The organism is uncultured Brevundimonas sp., from assembly GCF_937870815.1.
Classification (GTDB): Bacteria; Pseudomonadota; Alphaproteobacteria; order Caulobacterales; family Caulobacteraceae; genus Brevundimonas.
In genome coordinates this window covers 19,033-37,081 of the sequence record NZ_CALMZS010000175.1, presented here as the reverse complement: position 1 = coordinate 37,081, position 18,049 = coordinate 19,033, and the positions used below count along the sequence as shown (strand labels likewise).

Annotated in this window: 18 protein-coding genes, 1 tRNA gene and 1 pseudogene; 12 read left to right on the top strand and 8 right to left on the bottom strand. The window is 69.8% G+C overall.

Annotated features, from left to right (window positions below; genetic code table 11):
- The first annotated feature begins 87 nt into the window (after positions 1–87).
- The gene (locus Q0588_RS11620; RefSeq protein WP_298746210.1) at positions 88–1,179 is read left to right on the top strand and encodes a Fic family protein; all 1,092 of its coding nucleotides are present in this window, start codon (positions 88–90) and stop codon (positions 1,177–1,179) included.
- Positions 1,180–1,449: 270 nt separating this feature from the next.
- Here Q0588_RS11620 and Q0588_RS11615 read toward each other — a convergent pair.
- Positions 1,450–1,525: transfer RNA gene (locus Q0588_RS11615), tRNA-Ala, on the bottom strand.
- Between the two features lie 150 nt (positions 1,526–1,675).
- Here Q0588_RS11615 and Q0588_RS11610 point away from each other — a divergent pair.
- The 6 genes from Q0588_RS11610 (at position 1,676) to Q0588_RS11585 (ending at position 7,286) form a co-directional block, all read left to right on the top strand.
- A complete protein-coding gene (locus Q0588_RS11610) occupies positions 1,676–1,981 on the top strand; it encodes a YggT family protein (RefSeq protein WP_298746208.1) in 306 nt (101 codons plus the stop codon).
- 249 nt (positions 1,982–2,230) lie between these two features.
- Positions 2,231–3,109 (top strand): 3-hydroxybutyryl-CoA dehydrogenase, encoded by an 879-nt coding sequence (locus Q0588_RS11605; protein ID WP_298746206.1) that lies wholly within the window; start codon positions 2,231–2,233, stop codon positions 3,107–3,109.
- The gene (locus tag Q0588_RS11600) at positions 3,106–3,675 is read left to right on the top strand and encodes a phthalate transporter (protein WP_298746205.1); all 570 of its coding nucleotides are present in this window, start codon (positions 3,106–3,108) and stop codon (positions 3,673–3,675) included. Before Q0588_RS11605 ends, Q0588_RS11600 begins: the two co-directional genes overlap by 4 nt.
- Before the next feature lie 89 nt (positions 3,676–3,764).
- The gene (locus Q0588_RS11595; RefSeq protein ID WP_298746204.1) at positions 3,765–5,006 is read left to right on the top strand and encodes a DUF418 domain-containing protein; all 1,242 of its coding nucleotides are present in this window, start codon (positions 3,765–3,767) and stop codon (positions 5,004–5,006) included.
- Positions 5,007–5,197: 191 nt separating this feature from the next.
- The gene (gene hisS / locus Q0588_RS11590) at positions 5,198–6,709 is read left to right on the top strand and encodes a histidine--tRNA ligase (protein WP_298746203.1); all 1,512 of its coding nucleotides are present in this window, start codon (positions 5,198–5,200) and stop codon (positions 6,707–6,709) included.
- Between the two features lie 226 nt (positions 6,710–6,935).
- The gene (locus tag Q0588_RS11585) at positions 6,936–7,286 is read left to right on the top strand and encodes a DUF3147 family protein (protein WP_298746202.1); all 351 of its coding nucleotides are present in this window, start codon (positions 6,936–6,938) and stop codon (positions 7,284–7,286) included.
- 70 nt (positions 7,287–7,356) lie between these two features.
- On the opposite strand, the gene Q0588_RS11580 is transcribed toward Q0588_RS11585, so the two are convergent.
- Complete coding sequence (locus Q0588_RS11580; protein WP_298746201.1) at positions 7,357–9,498, bottom strand: M13-type metalloendopeptidase; 2,142 nt, start codon at positions 9,496–9,498, stop codon at positions 7,357–7,359.
- A gap of 151 nt (positions 9,499–9,649) precedes the next feature.
- On the opposite strand from Q0588_RS11580, the gene Q0588_RS11575 reads away from it, so the two are divergent.
- Entirely contained in the window at positions 9,650–11,476 is a 1,827-nt protein-coding gene (locus Q0588_RS11575) for a cation:proton antiporter (RefSeq protein WP_298746200.1), read from the top strand.
- A 214-nt stretch (positions 11,477–11,690) separates the two neighbouring features.
- On the top strand, positions 11,691–12,356 hold the full coding sequence (locus tag Q0588_RS11570) for a TetR/AcrR family transcriptional regulator (RefSeq protein ID WP_298746199.1): 666 nt from the start codon (positions 11,691–11,693) through the stop codon (positions 12,354–12,356).
- A gap of 120 nt (positions 12,357–12,476) precedes the next feature.
- Here Q0588_RS11570 and Q0588_RS11565 read toward each other — a convergent pair.
- The 4 genes and pseudogenes from Q0588_RS11565 to Q0588_RS11550 form a co-directional block, all read right to left on the bottom strand.
- A pseudogene (locus tag Q0588_RS11565) lies at positions 12,477–12,578 on the bottom strand (hypothetical protein); the annotation flags it as partial.
- A gap of 9 nt (positions 12,579–12,587) precedes the next feature.
- Positions 12,588–12,755: a DUF1328 family protein gene (locus Q0588_RS11560; RefSeq protein ID WP_298746198.1), complete on the bottom strand. Its 168-nt coding sequence runs from the start codon at positions 12,753–12,755 to the stop codon at positions 12,588–12,590.
- Positions 12,756–12,842: 87 nt separating this feature from the next.
- Positions 12,843–13,250: a hypothetical protein gene (locus tag Q0588_RS11555; protein ID WP_298746196.1), complete on the bottom strand. Its 408-nt coding sequence runs from the start codon at positions 13,248–13,250 to the stop codon at positions 12,843–12,845.
- Complete coding sequence (locus tag Q0588_RS11550; protein ID WP_298746194.1) at positions 13,250–13,630, bottom strand: DUF883 domain-containing protein; 381 nt, start codon at positions 13,628–13,630, stop codon at positions 13,250–13,252. Before Q0588_RS11550 ends, Q0588_RS11555 begins: the two co-directional genes overlap by 1 nt.
- A gap of 134 nt (positions 13,631–13,764) precedes the next feature.
- Between Q0588_RS11550 and Q0588_RS11545 the strand changes: the two genes are divergently transcribed.
- Positions 13,765–14,418: a fumarylacetoacetate hydrolase family protein gene (locus tag Q0588_RS11545; RefSeq protein WP_298746192.1), complete on the top strand. Its 654-nt coding sequence runs from the start codon at positions 13,765–13,767 to the stop codon at positions 14,416–14,418.
- Positions 14,415–15,047, top strand: coding sequence for a maleylacetoacetate isomerase (gene maiA, locus Q0588_RS11540; protein WP_298746190.1), 633 nt, complete (start codon positions 14,415–14,417; stop codon positions 15,045–15,047). The genes Q0588_RS11545 and maiA overlap by 4 nt, the downstream gene beginning before the upstream one ends.
- A gap of 3 nt (positions 15,048–15,050) precedes the next feature.
- Here maiA and Q0588_RS11535 read toward each other — a convergent pair whose 3' ends face one another.
- The gene (locus Q0588_RS11535) at positions 15,051–15,944 is read right to left on the bottom strand and encodes an alpha/beta hydrolase (RefSeq protein ID WP_298746188.1); all 894 of its coding nucleotides are present in this window, start codon (positions 15,942–15,944) and stop codon (positions 15,051–15,053) included.
- A 47-nt stretch (positions 15,945–15,991) separates the two neighbouring features.
- Between Q0588_RS11535 and Q0588_RS11530 the strand changes: the two genes are divergently transcribed.
- Positions 15,992–16,639 (top strand): glutathione S-transferase family protein, encoded by a 648-nt coding sequence (locus Q0588_RS11530; RefSeq protein WP_298746186.1) that lies wholly within the window; start codon positions 15,992–15,994, stop codon positions 16,637–16,639.
- Between the two features lie 2 nt (positions 16,640–16,641).
- On the opposite strand, the gene Q0588_RS11525 is transcribed toward Q0588_RS11530, so the two are convergent.
- Complete coding sequence (locus Q0588_RS11525) at positions 16,642–17,925, bottom strand: M23 family metallopeptidase (RefSeq protein ID WP_298746184.1); 1,284 nt, start codon at positions 17,923–17,925, stop codon at positions 16,642–16,644.
- Positions 17,926–18,049 lie beyond the last annotated feature (124 nt).

Below are 18,049 nucleotides of genomic sequence, written 5' to 3'. Positions count from 1 at the left end.
ATGTGCGCATCTCTCTCGGAGGCTCTATGCATATTTCAAAAACGCGTATAGAAAACCCGCCGTTCCTATGCATGTGAGATTTCAGACATGGCTGCCTTGGTAGGTTACACGCCACCGAAGCTACCGTTGGGTTTCGACCCCGAAACCAAGCCCGTTCTGAAAAAGCTCGCAGCCGCTCGGAGCGCGCTGGCGGAATTGAAGGGGGCAGCAAGCTCCGTTCCCAACGAGGGCATCCTCCTCAACACGCTATCGCTCCAGGAAGCGAAGGATAGCTCTGCTATCGAGAACATCATCACGACCCACGACGACCTATATCGGAGCGATGCGGTCGCCGCCCGCTTTGCAAGCCTCGCCGCCAAGGAAGTCTACAGCTACGCCCGCGCTTTGCGGGAGGGCTACCAAGCCGTCCGACAGACCGGCCTCATTCCCAGCAATGACATCCTCTCGATCCAGGCCACATTGGAGGAAAATCAGGCTGGTTTTCGGAAGCTGCCCGGCACCGCCCTTAAGAATGATCGCACGGGCGAGGTCGTCTTCACTCCCCCCCAAAGCCATGACGAAATCGTCGATCTCATGAGAAATCTTGAGGCATTCATGAACGACGATGGGATGAGTGACTTAGACCCCTTGGTGAAGATGGCGATCATGCACCACCAGTTTGAAACCATACATCCCTTTTACGACGGGAATGGCAGAACCGGTCGCATCCTGAATATCCTTTACATCATCCGGTCCGGCCTTCTTGATTACCCTGTTCTATATCTCTCAAGATACGTGAATCAGAACAAGGCTGACTATTATCGGCTACTCCAGGCGGTCAGAGACAGTGGCGCCTGGGAAGAGTGGATTCTCTGGATGCTGGAGGGTGTCGAACAAACCGCGGGCCAAACCACCCGCCTCGTCCAACGGATTCGCACCCTGATGCAGGAAATCAAGTTCAAGATGCGAAACGAGCTTCCGCGAATTTACAGCCAAGAACTTCTGAACAACATCTTCAGCCATCCCTACAGCAAGATCGCCTTTGTCGAGCGCGACGTGGGTGTCAGCAGGATAACTGCTACCCGATACCTCGATGAACTCACCCGGATCGGCATGATGACGAAGGTTAAGTTGGGGCGAGACAACTACTATATAAATCGCTCCCTCATGGAACTGCTGGGCAACGCTCAAACGATTTAGCCGACAGGTGTCGAGGCACTCGGAGACGAAGGTAGAAGGTGGTCCCCCCGGAGGATCAGCCCAGGTGTTTTCGACGACCCGTTAGACCGCGACCGTCGCGACGGCCCAAGAGAGCGTGAAGACGGTTGGTGATGCGGGTCTGTGTGGCAGGCTGCGGCGCGAGAAATCCTTGTGGAGCCACGCTTTTTCGACGGTTTTCTGGAGACTGTGTGTAGCGCGTTGGGTCACAGGTTTCGCCAGAACCTCCCAAACTGTTGAATTGTAAAGGAATGGTGGAGCCGAGGGGAGTCGAACCCCTGACCTCGTCATTGCGAACGACGCGCTCTACCAACTGAGCTACGGCCCCGTTTCCGGGTTCAGGCGAGGGCGCGACATAGGCGGGGGCGGCCGGTGGTGTCAACGGCTTTGCGCGCCGGTCGTCATCACCTCCGCGCCAGCCTTGGACTGCCGGGGCCGACGCGCTAGAAGCGAACGGCATCGCGGGAGCACATCGTCCATGGGTTACGCCATCGTCTGGCTGGTCAACACAATCCTGTCGCTCATGACCTGGGCGATCATACTGTCGGCCGTGCTGAGCTGGCTGTTCGCGTTCGACGTCATCAATCACCGCAACCGCTTCGTGAACCAGGTCGCCGCCTTCCTCGACGCCCTGACCGGCCCCATCCTGGCGCCGTTCCGGCGCATCATTCCGCCGCTGGGCGGGCTGGACATCACCCCGATCGTGGCCATTCTGACGCTCCAGTTCCTCGGCATACTGTTCAACCGCATCAGCGCCCCGTTCCTGATCCAGACCCTGGGCTAGAGCGAAATCGGTTTGGACGCGATCGCGTCCAAACCCGGATCTTCGCTCCAGCATTACTGGAGCCTGATTCACGGCATCGGCGGAATCGCGAAGCGATTCCTCCTCAACCGATCAGGCTCTAGGCGTGACCGACGGGCGACAGACGGACCGGCGCGAGGCCGCGGCGGCCGGCCGGCGCTTGCGCCGCCCGGCAGGCCGTCTAGGGTGCCGCTCCGATCGGGCCCCGCGCCCGCCAGTGCACCGGACTTCATGACCACAATCCGATCAGTCGCCATCGTCGGCGCGGGCCAGATGGGGGCGGGCATCGCCCAGACCGTCGCCACGGGCGGCTATGACGTGCTGCTGCACGACATCGCGGCCGAGCGGGTGCCGCAGGCGCAGGGGGCGATCGCCGCCAGCCTGTCGCGCCAGGTCGCCCGCGGCCTGGTCGGCCAGGCCGAGGCCGACGCCGCCTTGGCCCGGATCCGGCCGGCGCGGTCGCTGGCCGAGGCGGCCAGGGCGGACCTGGTCATCGAGGCGGCGGTCGAGGACGAGGCGGTCAAGAAGTCGATCCTGGCCGATCTGGTCCCCCACCTCGGGCCCGACACCCTGCTGGCCTCGAACACCTCGTCGATCTCGATCACCCGGCTGGCCTCGGTCACCGACCGGCCCGAGCGGTTCATCGGCCTGCATTTCATGAAGCCGGCCCCGGTGATGAAGCTGGTCGAGATCGTCCGCGGCATCGCCACCTCGGCGGAAACCTACGACGCCGCCGTGGCCTTCGCGGAATCGCTGGGCAAGACCACCACCAACGCCGAGGACTTCCCCGCCTTCATCGTCAACCGCATCCTGGTGCCGATGATCAACGAGGCGATCTACACCCTCTATGAGGGGGTCGGGAACGTGGCCTCGATCGACAAGGCGCTGAAGCTGGGCGCCAACCATCCGATGGGCCCGCTCGAACTGGCGGACTTCATGGGACTGGACGTGGTGCTGGCGATCATGAACGTGCTCTACGACGGCCTCGCCGACAGCAAATACCGGCCCTGCCCGCTGCTGGTGAAATACGTCGAGGCCGGCTGGCTGGGGCGCAAGTCCGGGCGCGGCTTCTACGACTATTCCGGCGATACGCCGACCCCGACCCGATGATCCGGCGGCTGGAGAGACCCGAGGACTTTCCCGGCCAGACCCGGGTGACGTGGCGGCGCGAGCCTTACGCCATCGTGGCCGCGGCCGCGCTCGGCGTGCTGTGGCCGCCGCTGATCCTCACCCTGCCGCTGTGGCCGCCGAGGCACTGGGCGCCCGGGCTCGAGGTCGACTGGCGGCTGATGGTGCTGTTCGTCGGCCTGCTGGCCGTGCCCGGCGGCCTCTGGCTGCTGGACCAGGAGCGCCGGCGCAGCGGCCGGCCGGCGACCCGGCTCGGCGTCATCTGGCGCTTCATGTTCTTCGGCGGCCTGCTGGCGGCCGCCCTGGGGGCGCTGTTCGCCGTGATCCAGTCCGTGCTGCAGTGGCTCAACGCGGCCAATGTCGGCGAGGCGGTCGGCGGCAGCGAGACCTCGCTGCTGATCTACGGCGTCGGCGGGCTTTCGGTCGCGGTGCTGGTCGGCGTCAGCTACGCCCTGTGGGCCGGGCTGTGCGCCGCCTTCATCGCCTTCCGGCCCCAGCCGGAGGTGCGCGACCGCCTCGGCCTGATCGGCGAGCGCGAGCCGGACTGAGCCTTCGCCGGGCCCGCGTTACGGCAAATTCAGTATGACGAGCGCGCCATCGGGGCCAAGCTGCGCCCCGCCTGAGTGGGGGAAACGCCATGGCCGCAGCCGATACGCCTCAACCGCAGCCGGTGCTGGCGCCGGTGCGCGCCAACGACCGCCTGTTCAGCCTCGACGTCGTGCGCGGCCTGGCCGTTCTGGGCATCCTCGCTGTCAACGCCATGTCCTTCGCCTGGCCGCATGTCGTGTCCAGCAATCCGCCGCTTCAGCCCGGCTTCGACGCCGGGGCGGCGCAGGGCTGGCAGATCATGCACGTCTTCTTCCAGGACAAGATGCGCACCCTGTTCTCGATGCTGTTCGGGGCGTCGATCTTCCTGATCGGGGGTGAGCGTTCGGACAAGGCGCGGGGCAGGCTGTTGCGCTCGCGCCTGTTCTGGCTGGCGATCTTCGGCCTGATCCACGGCCTCGCCTTCTGGTACGGCGACATCCTGCTGCTCTACGCATGGACCGGGGTGTTCGTAATGCTGGTGCGGTCGTGGAGCGCGCGACGTCTGCTGATCGTCGGGGTCGCGGTCAACGTGATCTGCTCGGCCCTCTATGTCGGCCTGATATCCATGCTCGCCGTGGCGCCGCCTGAGGCGCTGGCCGGGGCCATGAAGAGCATGGGCTGGATCGATGATCCGGCCAAGCTTCAGGAGATGATCGCGCCGTTTCGCGGCGACGCCCTGTCGGTCACCCTGCACCTGATGCAGCAGTGGCTCGGCGTCGCCCCCTTCTTACTGGTCATCTTCCTGCCGGCCACGGCCGCACTGATGATGATCGGCATGGGCCTGTTCAAGGCGGGCTTCCTGGCCGGACGCTCGCCCGCCTGGATCTACGCCCTGTCCGTCGCCCTCGGCGCGGGCGCCCTGTGGCTGATCTGGCGGGAGTCCGCGGCCGTCATCGCCGCCGATTTCCCCTTCCTCGAAACCGGCCGCAAGACGGCCAACACCTTCCTCGCCCCGCTCGTGTCGCTCGCCTACGCCAGCGCCCTGATCCTGCTGGCGCGGTTCGGCCTGAAGCTGATCCTGTATCCCCTCGCCAGCGCCGGCCGGATGGCCTTCACCAACTATCTGACCCAGACCCTGATCATGACGACCATCTTCTACGGCGGTCGCGGCCTGGGCTGGTACGGGCAGATCGGCTGGCCCGAGATGTGGATGGTCATCGGCGCGGTCTGGGCGGCCCAGCTGATCTGGTCGCCGCTGTGGCTGTCGGTGTTCCGGATGGGCCCGCTGGAATGGGGCTGGCGCTGCCTGACCTACCGCCGGATGGTGCCGATCCGGAGGGCGGCGGCCTGACGGCTAGGGGCTAGGGGCTAGGGGCTAGGGGCTAGGGTCCAGGGTACCGGCCGATGGGGCCGCGGATTTCGAGCCGCCGTGCCAGCGCTCCATCCTGTGACCTGGCCCAGCCCCTGGATGCTGGCCCCAGCCCCCAGCCCCCAGCCCCTCGCCCCTCGACCCTCGCCCCTCGCCCCTCTAAGAAGCGCGGCATGACCGCAGACGCCGCCTCCTCACGCCCCGAAGCCCGCGCCCCCCGGGGCTTCGCCGACCGGCGCGGCCGCGACCTGATCGCCGAGCGCCGGCTGGTGGCGCGGGTGTCCGCCGTCTACGAGCGCTGGGGATTCGAGCCGCTGGACACCGGGGCCTTCGAATACGCCGACGCCCTGGGCAAATTCCTGCCCGACGCCGACCGCCCGAACGAGGGCGTCTTCGCCCTGCAGGACGATCCGGACGAGGCCGGGGCCGGGGAGTGGATGGCGCTGCGCTACGACCTGACCGCGCCGCTGGCCCGCTTCGTCGCCCAGAACTGGGAGACCCTGCCCAAGCCGTTCCGCCGCTACGCCTTCGGGCCGGTGTGGCGCAACGAGAAGCCCGGCCCGGGCCGCTTCCGCGAATTCGTCCAGTGCGACGCCGACACGGTCGGCTCGGACCGGCCCGAGGCCGACGCCGAAATCATCGCCATGGCCTGCGAGGGCCTGCGGGCGGCGGGGCTGGGCGCCGACCAGGCGGTGGTCCGGGTCTCGAACCGCAAGCTGTTCGACGGCCTGTTCGAGGCCGGCGGCGTCGGGGACGCGGGCCAGAAGCTGACCGCCCTGCGGGCCATCGACAAATACGACCGGCTCGGCTGGGACGGCGTCCAGGCCCTGCTCGGCGAGGGCCGGCTGGACGAGTCCGGCGACTATACCCGCGGGGCCCGGCTGCCGTCGAAGGTGATCGGGGCCGTCGAGGGCTTCCTGGCCTCGGCCGGGGACGGCGCGGCGACCCGGGCCGGGACCCTGGAGGCGGTGGCCCGGTCGGGCGACATCGGCGCGGCCGGCGAGGCGGCCCTGGCCGAACTGGCGGCGATCGACGCCGCCCTGGGGGCCATGAAGGTCGGCCAGGCGGCGGTGCGCTTCGACCCGACCATCGTGCGCGGTCTGGAATACTACACCGGGGCCGTGTTCGAGGCCGACCTGCTGCTGGACACCACCGACGACAAGGGCAGGGCCCTGCGCTTCGGCTCGATCGTCGGCGGCGGCCGCTATGACGATCTGGTGGCCCGCTTCACCGGCGAGCGCCTGCCGGCCACCGGCCTTTCGTTCGGGGTGTCGCGCCTGGCCTCGGCCCTGCGCGCGGCCGGACGCGGCGCCGCCGACGCGGGGCGCGGGCCGGTGGTGGCGATCGTCTTCTCCGAGGCCGACATGCAGCACTATCTCGACGCCGTGGCCGAGCTGCGCAACGCCGGGATCGCGGCCGAGCTCTACCTCGGCCGGGCCGGGATGAAGGCCCAGATGAAATACGCCGACCGCCGGGGCGCGCCGGCGGCGGTGATCCTCGGCGGCGACGAGATCGCCGCCGGCCGGGTCACCATCAAGGATCTCGACGCCGGCCGGGCCCTGGCCGCGGGGATCGCCGACAACGAGGCCTGGAAGGCCGAGCGGCCCGGCCAGGTGGTGGTGCCGCGCGCCGACCTCGTCGCCACCGTCCGCCGGATCGTCGACGCTCCGCACACGGATGCGTGAGTTATCATTGATAAGTGATGAAAACCGCCCGTTTCAGAAGCGACTTCATTGACTTGACCCCTGGAATGTCGTCATCCTGTGGCCACTCGGAAGCTGCGGCGCCCCGGCGTAGCAGCCTTTCGGAGGCGTTTCGGGGAGGAAACGTCCGCTCCGTAGAGAGCGAAAGAAGCCCGCCGCGATGTATCCCCCGCGGCGGGCTTTTTCGCGCCCGGCCGGGAGAAGCCGCATGCTCTACCTGATCGTCAAGGCCCTGCTGTCCGGGGTGATCATCGCCCTCGTCTCCGAGATCGCCAAACGCAGTCCCGGCTTCGCGGCCCTGGTGGCGTCCCTGCCGCTGGTCTCGGTGCTGGGCATGATCTGGCTGTGGCGGGACACCGCCGACCCGGCCCGCATGGCGGCGCACGCCGGAGCCACCTTCTGGTATGTGCTGCCGTCGCTGCCGATGTTCCTGCTGATCCCCCTGCTGCTGAAGCGCGGCGTGGCCTTCTATCCGGCCCTCGCCGCCGGCTGCGCCCTGACGGTGGCGCTGTACCTGGCCATGGTCTGGGCGGCCCCGAAAGTCGGCCTGACGCTCTGACCGTTCCGGCCGCGGGTCGGAAAGGGGCCGGAGCACGCCGCCCCGGCCCTCCCCTTCGGTGAAGACCGGCCTACCAGATGCGGACGCGGTCTTCCGGGGCGAGGTAGTATCTGTCGCCCGGCTGGACGTCGAAGGCCTCGTACCAGGCGTCGATGTTGCGCACCGGCCCGATGACCCGGAACTCGGCCGGGCTGTGCGGGTCGGTGGCGATCTGGTTGATCAGGGCGTCGTGGCGGTATTTCGACTGCCAGACCTGGGCCCAGCCGTAGAAGAAGCGCTGGTCGCCGGTCAGGCCGTCGACGACCGGGGCGGGCCGGCCGTCCAGCGACAGGTGGTAGGCCTCGAGCCCGACCGCGTTGCCGGCCGCGTCGCCGATGTTCTCGCCCATGGTCAGGGCGCCCTGGACCGGATGCCCCGGGACCGGCTCGAACTGGTCGTACTGGGCCCCGAGACGGGCGGTCAGGGCCTGGAAATTGGCCTTGTCCTCGTCGGTCCACCAGTTGCGCAGCACGCCGTCGCCGTCGGACTTGGAGCCCTGGTCGTCGAAGCCGTGGCCGATCTCGTGGCCGATGACGCCGCCGATGCCGCCGTAGTTGACGGCCGGATCCGCGTCGGGATCGAAGAAGGGCGGCTGCAGGATGGCGGCCGGGAAGACGATCTCGTTGTTGGTCGAATTATAGTAGGCGTTGACCGTCTGCGGGGTCATGCCCCACTCCTCCTTGTCGACCGGCTCGTTGAGCCGGGCGAGCTGATAGTTCCAGCGGAACAGGCCGGCCCGCTCGCCATTGCCGAACAGGTCGTCGGGCCGGACCTCGAGGGCCGAATAGTCGCGCCACTTGCCGGGATAGCCGATCTTGACGGTGAATTTGGCCAGCTTGTCCTGGGCCGCGGCCTTGGTGGCGTCGCCCATCCAGCCGTAGGTGTTGATGCGATTGCCCAGGGCGATGCGCAGGTTGGCGACCAGCTCCTCCATCTTGGCCTTGGACTCGGCGGGGAAGTATTCGGCCACATACTGGCGGCCGACGGCCTCGCCGAGCATGCCCTCGGCGAAGCTGACGCCGCGCTTGTCGCGGGGCCGCTGCGCCGGCTGGCCGTTCAGGTCGCGCGAGCGGAACTCCCACTGGGCGTCGGCGAAGCGGCGCGACAGCAGGCCGGCCCCGTCGTCGGTGGTGTGGAAGGCCTGCCAGGCCTGGATCACCTCGATCGGGGTCTCGGCGTAGATGGCGGCGATCTTGGGCATGGCCGTGTCCTGGCGGACGATCAGCCGCGGCACGTCGCCGACGCCGATGGCCGAATAGTAGTCCTGCCACGGGAAGCCGGGGGCCTCGGCGGCCAGCTGGGCGATGGTGTATTCGTTGTAGGTCTCGTCGCGGTTGCGGTTCTGGACCGGGGTCCAGTGCGCCTCGGCGATGCGGGTCTCGAAGGCGAGGATGGCGTCGGCGCTGGCGGCGGGGTTCTCCCAGCCGATCATCCCCAGCATGCGCTCGACATAGGCGCGGTACAGCGCCTTCTTCCCGGCGAAGCGGGCGTCGAGATAGTAGTCGCGGTTGGGCAGGCCGAGGCCCGACTGGCCGGTGGTGACGACATAGCGGGTCGGGGCCTTCTGGTCGGTGGAGATGCCGGAGCCGAAGATCGACCCGCCGATGCGGCCCTGGGTCTCGCCCATGTAGACCGCGGCCTTGTGGTGGGTGTCGGCGGCGCGGATGGCGGCCAGATAGGGCTGCAGCGGCTGGGCGTCGAGCGCCTCGATGCGGGCCTCGTCCATATAGGCGCGGTAGGCGTCGGCGATCTTCTGTTCGTCCGAGCCCGGGGCCAGGTCGGTGCGGGCCACGAGCCCCTCGATCATCGCCTTGACCCGGTTGTCCGACAGTTCGCGCAGCAGGGCGAAGGAGCCGTAGCTGGTGCGGTCCGACGGGATCTGCATGGCGTCGAGCGCGGCGCCGTTGGCGTGGCGCATGAAGCTCTCGCCCGGCGACACCGAGGTGTCGCGACCGGCCAGGTCGAAGCCCCAGGTCCCGTATTTCGGCGCCTCGACGCCCTGGTAGCCGGTCACCGCGGCGCCGGCCTCGGGCGTCTGGAACAGCTCGAACACCGTGCAGGCGTCGTCGACGCAGGCGTGGTCATGGCCGCCGTCGGCGAAATGCTGGGCCGCGGCGGGCGCGGCAGGCAGGAGCAGGGCGCCGGCGGCGGCCCCGATCAGCAGCTTCTTCATGTGGAATTCCCTCGACTTGACTTCGCTTTCCGGAAGGTCGCCGGACCCTACGCCCGGAAGATGGCCTGTCGCCTGAATTTTTTGTCATTATGCGACGGAAACCCGGACAGGCCGGCGCCTCAGCCTGTAGGCTGAGCCGTGCGGAGGTCGAATGACGGGTCACGGCGGCGCGGGCGGCGAATACAAGGACCTGGTGGTCTTTCTGGCCGCCGCGGGCGTCATGGTCCCGCTGTTCAACCGCTTGAGGATCAGCCCCATCCTCGGCTTCCTCGCCGCGGGCGTGCTGCTCGGGCCCGACGGGCTGGCGCGCCTGTCGGAGAGCGCGCCGTGGCTGGCCTGGCTGACCATTTCCGACGCCGGGCAGATCCGCTCCCTGTCCGAGCTCGGCGTCGCCTTCCTGCTGTTCATGATCGGGCTGGAGCTGTCGTGGGAACGGCTCAGGTCGATGCGCCGGCTGGTGTTCGGCCTGGGCCTGACCCAGGTGGCGGCGTGCGCCGTGGCGCTGGCGGCGCTGTTCGTACTGATGGGACAGCCGCTGGTTTCGGCGACGGTGCTGGGCATGGGGCTGGCGCTGTCGTCGACGGCGGTGGTCATGCCGGTGCTGGCCGAGCGGGGGCGGGTGCGGACCGCCTCCGGCCGGGCGACCTTCGCGGTCCTGCTCGCCCAGGACCTGGCCGTGGCCCCGATCCTGATCACCGTCACCGTGCTGGCGGCGCTGGCGCAGGGCGGCGGCGACATCGACGCCGGCACGCTGAGGACGGCGCTGCTGACGCTGGTTCCAGCGGCGATCGGCCTGGCGCTGCTGGTCGGGCTGGGCCGGCTGGTGCTGCGGCCGATGTTCCGCTCGGTGGCCAAGGCCAAGGCGCGCGGCCAGGGGCAGGAGATGTTCGTGGCCGCCAGCCTGCTGGTCGTCGTCGGGGCCGGCGTCGCGGCCCAGGCGGCGGGCCTGTCGATGAGCCTCGGGGCCCTGATCGCCGGCGTGCTGCTGGCCGAGACGGAGTTCCGGCGCGAGGTCGAGCTGGCCATAGAGCCTTTCAGGGGCCTGCTGCTCGGCGTCTTCTTCGTCGGCGTCGGCATCGGCCTCGATCTCGACGCCGTGGCGGCCAATCCGCTGGGCGTGTTCGGCCTCGCCGCCGCCCTGACCGGGATCAAGGTCGCGATGATCTTCGGCGCCGCGCGGCTGTGGGGCGTCAAGCGCAAGGCGGCGGTCGAGACGGCGCTGGTGCTCGGTCCGGCCGGCGAATTCGCCTTCGTCATCCTCGGCGCCGGCCTGGTCGAGGGCATCGCCTCGCCGGCCTTCACCGGCACCGTTCTGGTCGCGGCCACGATCAGCATCTTCACCATCCCGGCGATGGCCGCCCTGGCCGGTCGGCTGACCCGCCAGGCGACCGCCCCCCCGGACCTGCCGGACGAGGCGCTGGAGCCGACCGACACCGCGGACAAGGTGCTGATCGTCGGCTTCGGCCGGGTCGGCCGCCTGGTCGGGGAGCTGCTGACCCAGCACGGCCAGGCCTATCTGGCCGTGGACTCCGACGCCTCGACCGTCGCCAGGGCCCGGGCCGAAGGGGCCGATGTCTTCTACGGCGACGCGGGCCGGCCCGAAATGCTCCAGCTGTGCGGCGTGGACACCGCCCGCGCCGTCATCGTCACCATGGACGCCCCCGCCAAGGTCGACGAGGTGGTCAGCGCCGTGCGCCGGCTGCGGCCCGAGCTGATCCTCATCGCCCGCGCCCGCGACGAACGCCACGCCGAGCGGCTCTACCGGCTGGGGGTCACCGACGCCGTGCCGGAAACCACCGAAGCGGCGCTGCAGCTGGCCGAGAACACCCTCGTCGACCTCGGGGTGCCGATGGGGCTGGTGCTGGCCTCGATCCACGAACGGCGCGACCGGTTCCGCGCCCTGTTCCAGGAGGCCATGCCCGACCGGGCCGACCGGCCCCGCAAGGCGCGGGCCCTGCGGTCCAGGGGACGAAGCTGAACCGGTCAAGATGTCGCGGCGTTAACCTCCGCGGTCATCGTCACGTTAATCTCCTCACCCCATTTTGGTCATCGTTGCGTGATGACTGCCCCCCGTCGTCAGAAGACGATTCCCTGCGGCTGCGCGGCGTCGCGTTTCCGCTCCCTCCCCATCGCTTCGGCGGTAAGTTTTCGATCGGCGGGCCCTATCCGCCGTCCAGTCGAGTATCCGTTTCATGCGAGATGTCGCCCTGTCCTCCCTCCAGACCGATTCCCAGCCCGAGTCCGACGCCCCCCGTCTGAACCGCCGCCAGGCGGCCAAGGTCCGCACCCGGCAGAAGGTCCTCGACGCCGCCCGCCAGCTGTTCGCCGAGCGCGGCTACGATCCGGCCACCATCCGCGACATCGCCAAGGCCGCCGGCATGTCGACCGGCGCGGTGTTCGCCAATTTCCAGGACAAGGCCGAACTGTTCGAGGCGGTCCTGGCGAGCGACCTGGGCCGTCTGGCGGAGACCATGAAGGCCGCCGCCGGCGCCGAGGGCTCGGTGCGCGCCCGTCTGCTGTCCGCCCTGGGCGCCGGCTACCACGGCTCGCTGGAGCAGCTGCCGCTGGTCCAGGCGGTGATCGCCCGCTCGTGGTTCCAGCCCGTGGCCGCCGAAATGCGCACCCGCGCCGCCATCAAGCCGATCCTCTCGATCGTCACCGACACCCTGCAGGCCGGGGTGGGCGAGGGCGAACTGCGCCAGGACGCCGACGTGCGGCTGCTGAGCGAGATGATCTACGGCGCCTTCCTGGCCAACTACCGCCACGCCGCCTACGACGGCTGGACCGAGGCCCAGCTCGGCGAGCGCATGGGCAAACAGGTCGACGTCATCCTGGCCGGCGCCCTGTCGCGGCAGTAGGCGCGGCCTTTCCGCAAACTTTACCGTCGTACCAGTGGCCGCTACCGACCGAGGCCGTGTAAAAATGCTCTGAGCTTGATCGGTTCACGAGTTTGTGACGAGGCGCAGAGCGCCTCCTTCTCAGGCTCTGATCGCCTCCATCATGGGCTTCGTTCCGAGCACTGCCAGCACCCGCTTCATGTTGTAGGCCAGGACGTGGAGGCTGATCTCGGTCTTCACGTTAGACTAGATCTAGATCCTGGTGCCGCGCCGCCCCTGGAAGAAGTGCACGACCAGCAGGATCAGGAAGACGATGAACAGCACATAGGCGATGTTCATCGACAGGCCCGCGACGCCGCCCGCGCCGAGGGCGCCGGCGATGATGGCGAGGACGAGGAAGATAAGGGCCCAGCGAAGCATGAGCGGACTCCCGGAATGTTGATCCAAAGGAGCGGCTCAGACCGCCGCGCCTGCGGGATCAACTCTCCGGCCTGCGGCCCGTTCCGCTCAGCGGCGCCGGCGCCCGTGCGGTTTCTCGGTGAAGGCCGCGGCCACCATCGTCGCCAGCGCCGGGTTGCGCAGGAAAATCCATCCCCCCGCCAGGGCCGCCGCCGTCCCCAGGATGGGCCGGTTTCGGAACAGGGCGTAGGCGCGCTCGGCCAGACCGGCCGGCTCGTCCTCCTCGACCTCTTCCTCGCCGGCCTCGCGCCGCAGGAATGTCATCGCCACCGCCAGCGCGGCCAGGGCGAACAGCAGCATGGTCAGGGCGGCCGCGGCGAGCGGCACGACCACCAGGCACAGGGCGTAGAAGATCGTCGCCCCGAACGCGATCACGGCGACCAGGGCCGCGCCCGCCGCCACGGCGGCCGCGACGGCCTTCCTCGCCAGCTTCCGGGCCAGCCCTCCGCCGATCATCAGCGGCGGCGGCCGGCGAGCAGCAGGCCGAGGACGACGCCGACGCCGAGGGCGATGGCGGTCGACTGCATCGGGCGCTCCTGGACCCGTTCGGTCAGATAGCGCTGGGCCTCGTCGAAGCGTTCGCTGGCCTCGTCGTAATATTCACGGCCGCGCACCCGGGCGGTGTCGTAATAGCCGCGGGCGCGTTCGCGCATAACCTCGGACTGCTCGCGGATCCGGGCCTCCGTCTCGGCCGCCCTGGCGCGCAGGCGGGTTTCGGCCGCGGCCGCCTTTTCACGCAGCCGCGCCTTTTCCTCGGCGCCGAGCGTTTTCAGGTCGTCCTTCAGGGTGTTGATGTCGTTCTTCACGGCTGTCCTTGCTGCCTTGGTCGTGGCCATGTGCGCGCTCCGCTGTGCAAGCTTGACGGTTAGATAGAGAACCCTGAGCCGGAACGCCACTCCGACCTGCCGGTTCCGCGGCGCAACATGCCGCGCCGCTGGCGCAACGGCGCGTCCCGTCCTAGACAATGGCCATGACCGACTGGCTGTTCCCGCCCGCCCCCACGCCCTCGCTGCCGATCGTCGGCCGGACGGCCCGACTGCCCGTGCGCCGCATTCTTTGCGTCGGCCAGAACTACGCCGCCCACGCCCGTGAAATGGGCCAGGAGCGGGCCGAGCCCTTCTTCTTCACCAAGCCCGCCGACGCGCTGGTGACCGGCGGCGCCGATCCGCTGTTCCCGACCGCCACCACCGACCTGCATCACGAGGTGGAGCTGGTCTGCGCCGTCGGCGAGGGCGGCGGCGTCGTCGGCTGGGCGGTGGGCTGCGACCTGACCCGGCGCGACCTGCAGGCGGCGGCCAAGGCGAAGGGCCGTCCCTGGGACGCCGCCAAGGGCTTCGATCAGTCCGCGCCCTGCGGGGCCCTGACGCTCGGCGCCCTGCCCGATCCGGCCGCCCCGATCCGCCTGTCGGTGAATGGCGGGATCCGCCAGTCGGGGCGGCTGGACGACATGATCTGGGCCCCCGACGAGATTCTCGCCAAGGCTCGCGAGCTGTGGGAGGTCCGCCCCGGCGACCTGATCTTCACCGGCACGCCCGAGGGCGTCGGCCCGCTCCAGCCCGGGGACCGGGTCGAGGCGGCGATCGGCGGCCTCGCGCCCCTGACCTTCACCCTGAGGCCGCGATGATCCTGCACGGCTACTGGCGCTCCGGCGCGGCGTATCGGACCCGCATCGCCCTGAATCTCAAGGGGCTGACCTACGATCAGCGCGGCGTCGATCTGCGCACCGGCGCCCATCGGTCCGCGGCCTTTGTGGCGCTCAATCCCCAGGGCATGGTGCCGGCGCTGGAGATCGACGGCGCGGTGCTGACCCAGAGCCCGGCCATCCTCGAATGGCTGGAGGAGGTCCATCCGGTCCCGCCGCTGCTGCCCGCCGGGGCCGTCGACCGGGCCCACGTCCGGGCCATGGCGGCCCTGATCGGCTGCGACATCCATCCGCTCAACAACCTGCGGGTCGGCAAGGCCCTGCGCGACACCTTCGGCGCGGACCAGGCGGCGGTGGAGGCCTGGGCCGCGCGCTGGATCCTGCCCGGCTTCGAGGCGCTGGAGCGGCTGGTCGGCGTCCACGGCGCCGGCTGGTGTTTCGGAGCGGCGCCCACCCTGGCCGACTGCTATCTGATCCCGCAGGTCTACTCGGCCCGCCGCTTCAACGTCCCGCTGGCGGCCTTTCCGCGCCTGCTGGCGGTCGACGCCGCCGCCGCCGCCCATCCGGCCTTCCTCGCGGCCCGTCCGGACAATCAGCCCGACGCCGACTGACCGTCAGGCCAGGAACCGCCGCACCGCCGCCATGAAGCGCGTCGGCTGGTCGATCATCACCATATGCTCGGCCCCCTCGATGCGCTCGAAGGCGGCCGGGCGGGGCAGGGCGGCGTAGGCTCCCCGGAACAGCCGGTCGGCGCGGCTGCGCGGCGAGGCCTCGTCCGGGCTCCAGCCGTAGACCACGGTCACCGGCGCGGTGATGTCCGGCAGCCGGTGGCGCAGGTCCACCGTCATGACCTCGTAGAGCGCCTGGGCCAGAACCCGCCGGTCGCCCCCCTGCCAGCCCATCGAGCCGAACACGGCGTCGGCGGCCCCGCCGAGTTCGAGCCCGAGGGCCCGGCCCCGCTCGCGCAGCCCCTTGTCGCCGAAAAACTGGACGGCCTGGTAGGCCACCCGGGCGATCGGTTCGACATCGCCGACCGTCGCCCCCGGGCTGATCAGGGCGGGGAAGAACGGCGAGGCGTCGACGGTCATCAGCCGGCCGATCCGGTCGGGCGCGTCGGCCGCGACCCGGAGCGCGACCTGTCCGCCCATCGAGTGGCCGATGAGGGCCGGCCGCCCCAGCCCGGCCTCGGCGACATAGCGGCGCACCTCGCCGGCGACGGCCGCTATGATCGCGCCGCGGGCGTTGCCCCGGGCCGGCAGGTCGCCGAAGCCGTGGACCGAGACCAGGTGCAGTCTGCGTCGCCCGGCCAGGCGCGCGGCCGTCCGGCTCCACACCGCCGAGGTCGAGGCGAGGCCGGGGATCAGGATCAGGTCCGGCCCGTCGCTGCGGGTCTCGACCGCGATCCGCGCCGATCGAAACGCCGACTGCGCGCGGGCCGGGGCGCCGGGCGCCGCCCAGAGCGCCGCGCCGCCGATCAGGCCTTTCAGAATGTTTCGTCTTTGTTCCATCGCGTTGTCGGTCTAGTCTGTCCTCTCCGAACACCACGGAGGTTCACATGATTCAGCCGTCCGACGACGAAATCGTCTTCTACACCAACCCCATGTCGCGCGGCCGGATCGTGCGCTGGATGCTGGAGGAGGTCGGCCGGGCCTATCGCACCGTGGCGCTGGATTACGGCACGACGATGAAGGCCCCCGACTATCTGGCCATAAATCCGATGGGCAAGGTGCCCGCCGTCACCTGGCGAGGGGTGACGGTCACCGAGTGCGCCGCGATCTGCGCCTGGCTGGCGGACGCCGTTCCCGAGGCGGGGCTGGCCCCCGCGCTGGAGGATCCGGCGCGCGGGCCCTATCTGCGATGGCTGTTCTTCGCCGCCGGCCCGGTGGAGGCGGCGGTCACGGCCAAGGCGCTCGGCCTGCTGGCCCCGGCGGACAAGGCGGCCATGGCCGGCTACGGCAGTTTCGAGCAGACCGTGAATGCGCTGGAGCAGGCGGTGACGCCCGGCCCGTGGATCCTGGGCGACCGTTTCTCGGCGGCGGACGTCTATGTCGGCAGCCAGATCCTGTGGGGGCTGCAGTTCGGGACCCTGCCCGCCCGGGACGCCTTCAAGGCCTATGCCGCGCGCCTGTCAGGGCGCGAGGCGGCCGTCCGGGCGCGCGAGATCGACGACGCCCTCTTGGCCGCGGCTTCGACGGAAGGCTGAGATCAGCCCTGGGCGGGACGCAGGCCGTCGCCCGCGCTGGCGCGCTGGACCTGCGGACGGCGTTCCCCGCCGGCGGCGATGATGCGGTCGATGCGGGCCTTCTCGGCGCGGAAGGCGGCCAGATCGGCGCCGGACAGGACGACGCCCTCGGTGGTGCGCACCCCGGCCGGATTGATCCGCCGGCCGCCGCGCCAGATTTCGTAGTGCAGGTGCGGACCGGTCGAGGCGCCGGTCGAGCCGACATAGGCGACGACCTGGCCCTGGCGGACGCGCTGGCCGGCGCGCATGCCCGAGGCGTAGCGCGACAGGTGGCCGTAGCCGGTCTCGAGACCGTTCGAGTGGCGGATGCGCAGCCAGTTGCCGTAGCCGCCCCAGCGCCGCGCCTCGACCACCACGCCGTCGGCGGGGGCCACGACCGGCGTGCCGGTGCCGGCGGCGAAGTCGATGCCCTGGTGCATCCTGCGATAGCCGGCGATCGGGTGGCGACGGAATCCGAACGACGACGACACGCGGAAGCCGCGCTCCAGCGGCGTGCGCATGAAGGCCGAGCGGGTGTTCTTGCCGGTGGCGTCGAAATACTGCGCCTCCTTCGCCCCCGCGGGCTGGAAGCGGTAGAAGACCACGCCCTTCAGCTGGGCGTAGAGCAGGCCGTCGGTGCCGATGGTGCGGCCGTTCTCGGTCACCGTGCGTCCATAGACATAGGTGAAGTCGTCCGAGGCGCGGATGTCGCGGTCCATGTCGAACTTGTGCGAGAACAGCTGGCCGGCCTTGCGGCGCACGGCGGCGGGCACGCCCTCGCGCTGGGCCGAACGCGACAGCGAGCCCTCGACCTTGCCGTTCAGCACGACGATCTCGTGGGTGACCTTCTCCTCGAGCGCGCGCAGGCGCAGGGCCCCGTCGAAGGTGCGCGACACCGTCACCTGGCTGGCCGGTCCGGTGCGCATGGTCAGGCCGATCAGGCGCGGATCGCCCCGGCCGCCGCGGGGCTTGGCGATGGCGGTCTCGAAGCGCAGCCCGGCGCGGATCTCGCTCATGTCCATGGCGTTGGACAGGGTGGCGGCGATGGCCGAGGCCTCTTCGGCGGCGATGCCGGTGCGGCGCACGGCGTCTTCGAAGCTTTCGCCCCGGCGAATCTGGACGGGAATGGCTTCCGGGGCGGTCAGGCCGGCCGGGGCGCCGGCGGCGGCGAAGGCCTGCGCCTCGATGGCGGCCATCTGTTCCGCGGTCAGCGGCGGAACCTCTTCAGCCTTGGCGGGCTGGTACACGCGACCGGCGAGAAGGGCCACCGAGAGCGCTGCGACCGCCGTGAGGGCGTGAGGCGCAAGCCGCATCGGTTGGCGACGTGGATCGAACTGAGCCATCGGTCCCCGAAAACTGACGACGCCGACCGGCGCCCAAGCCACTGGAAGC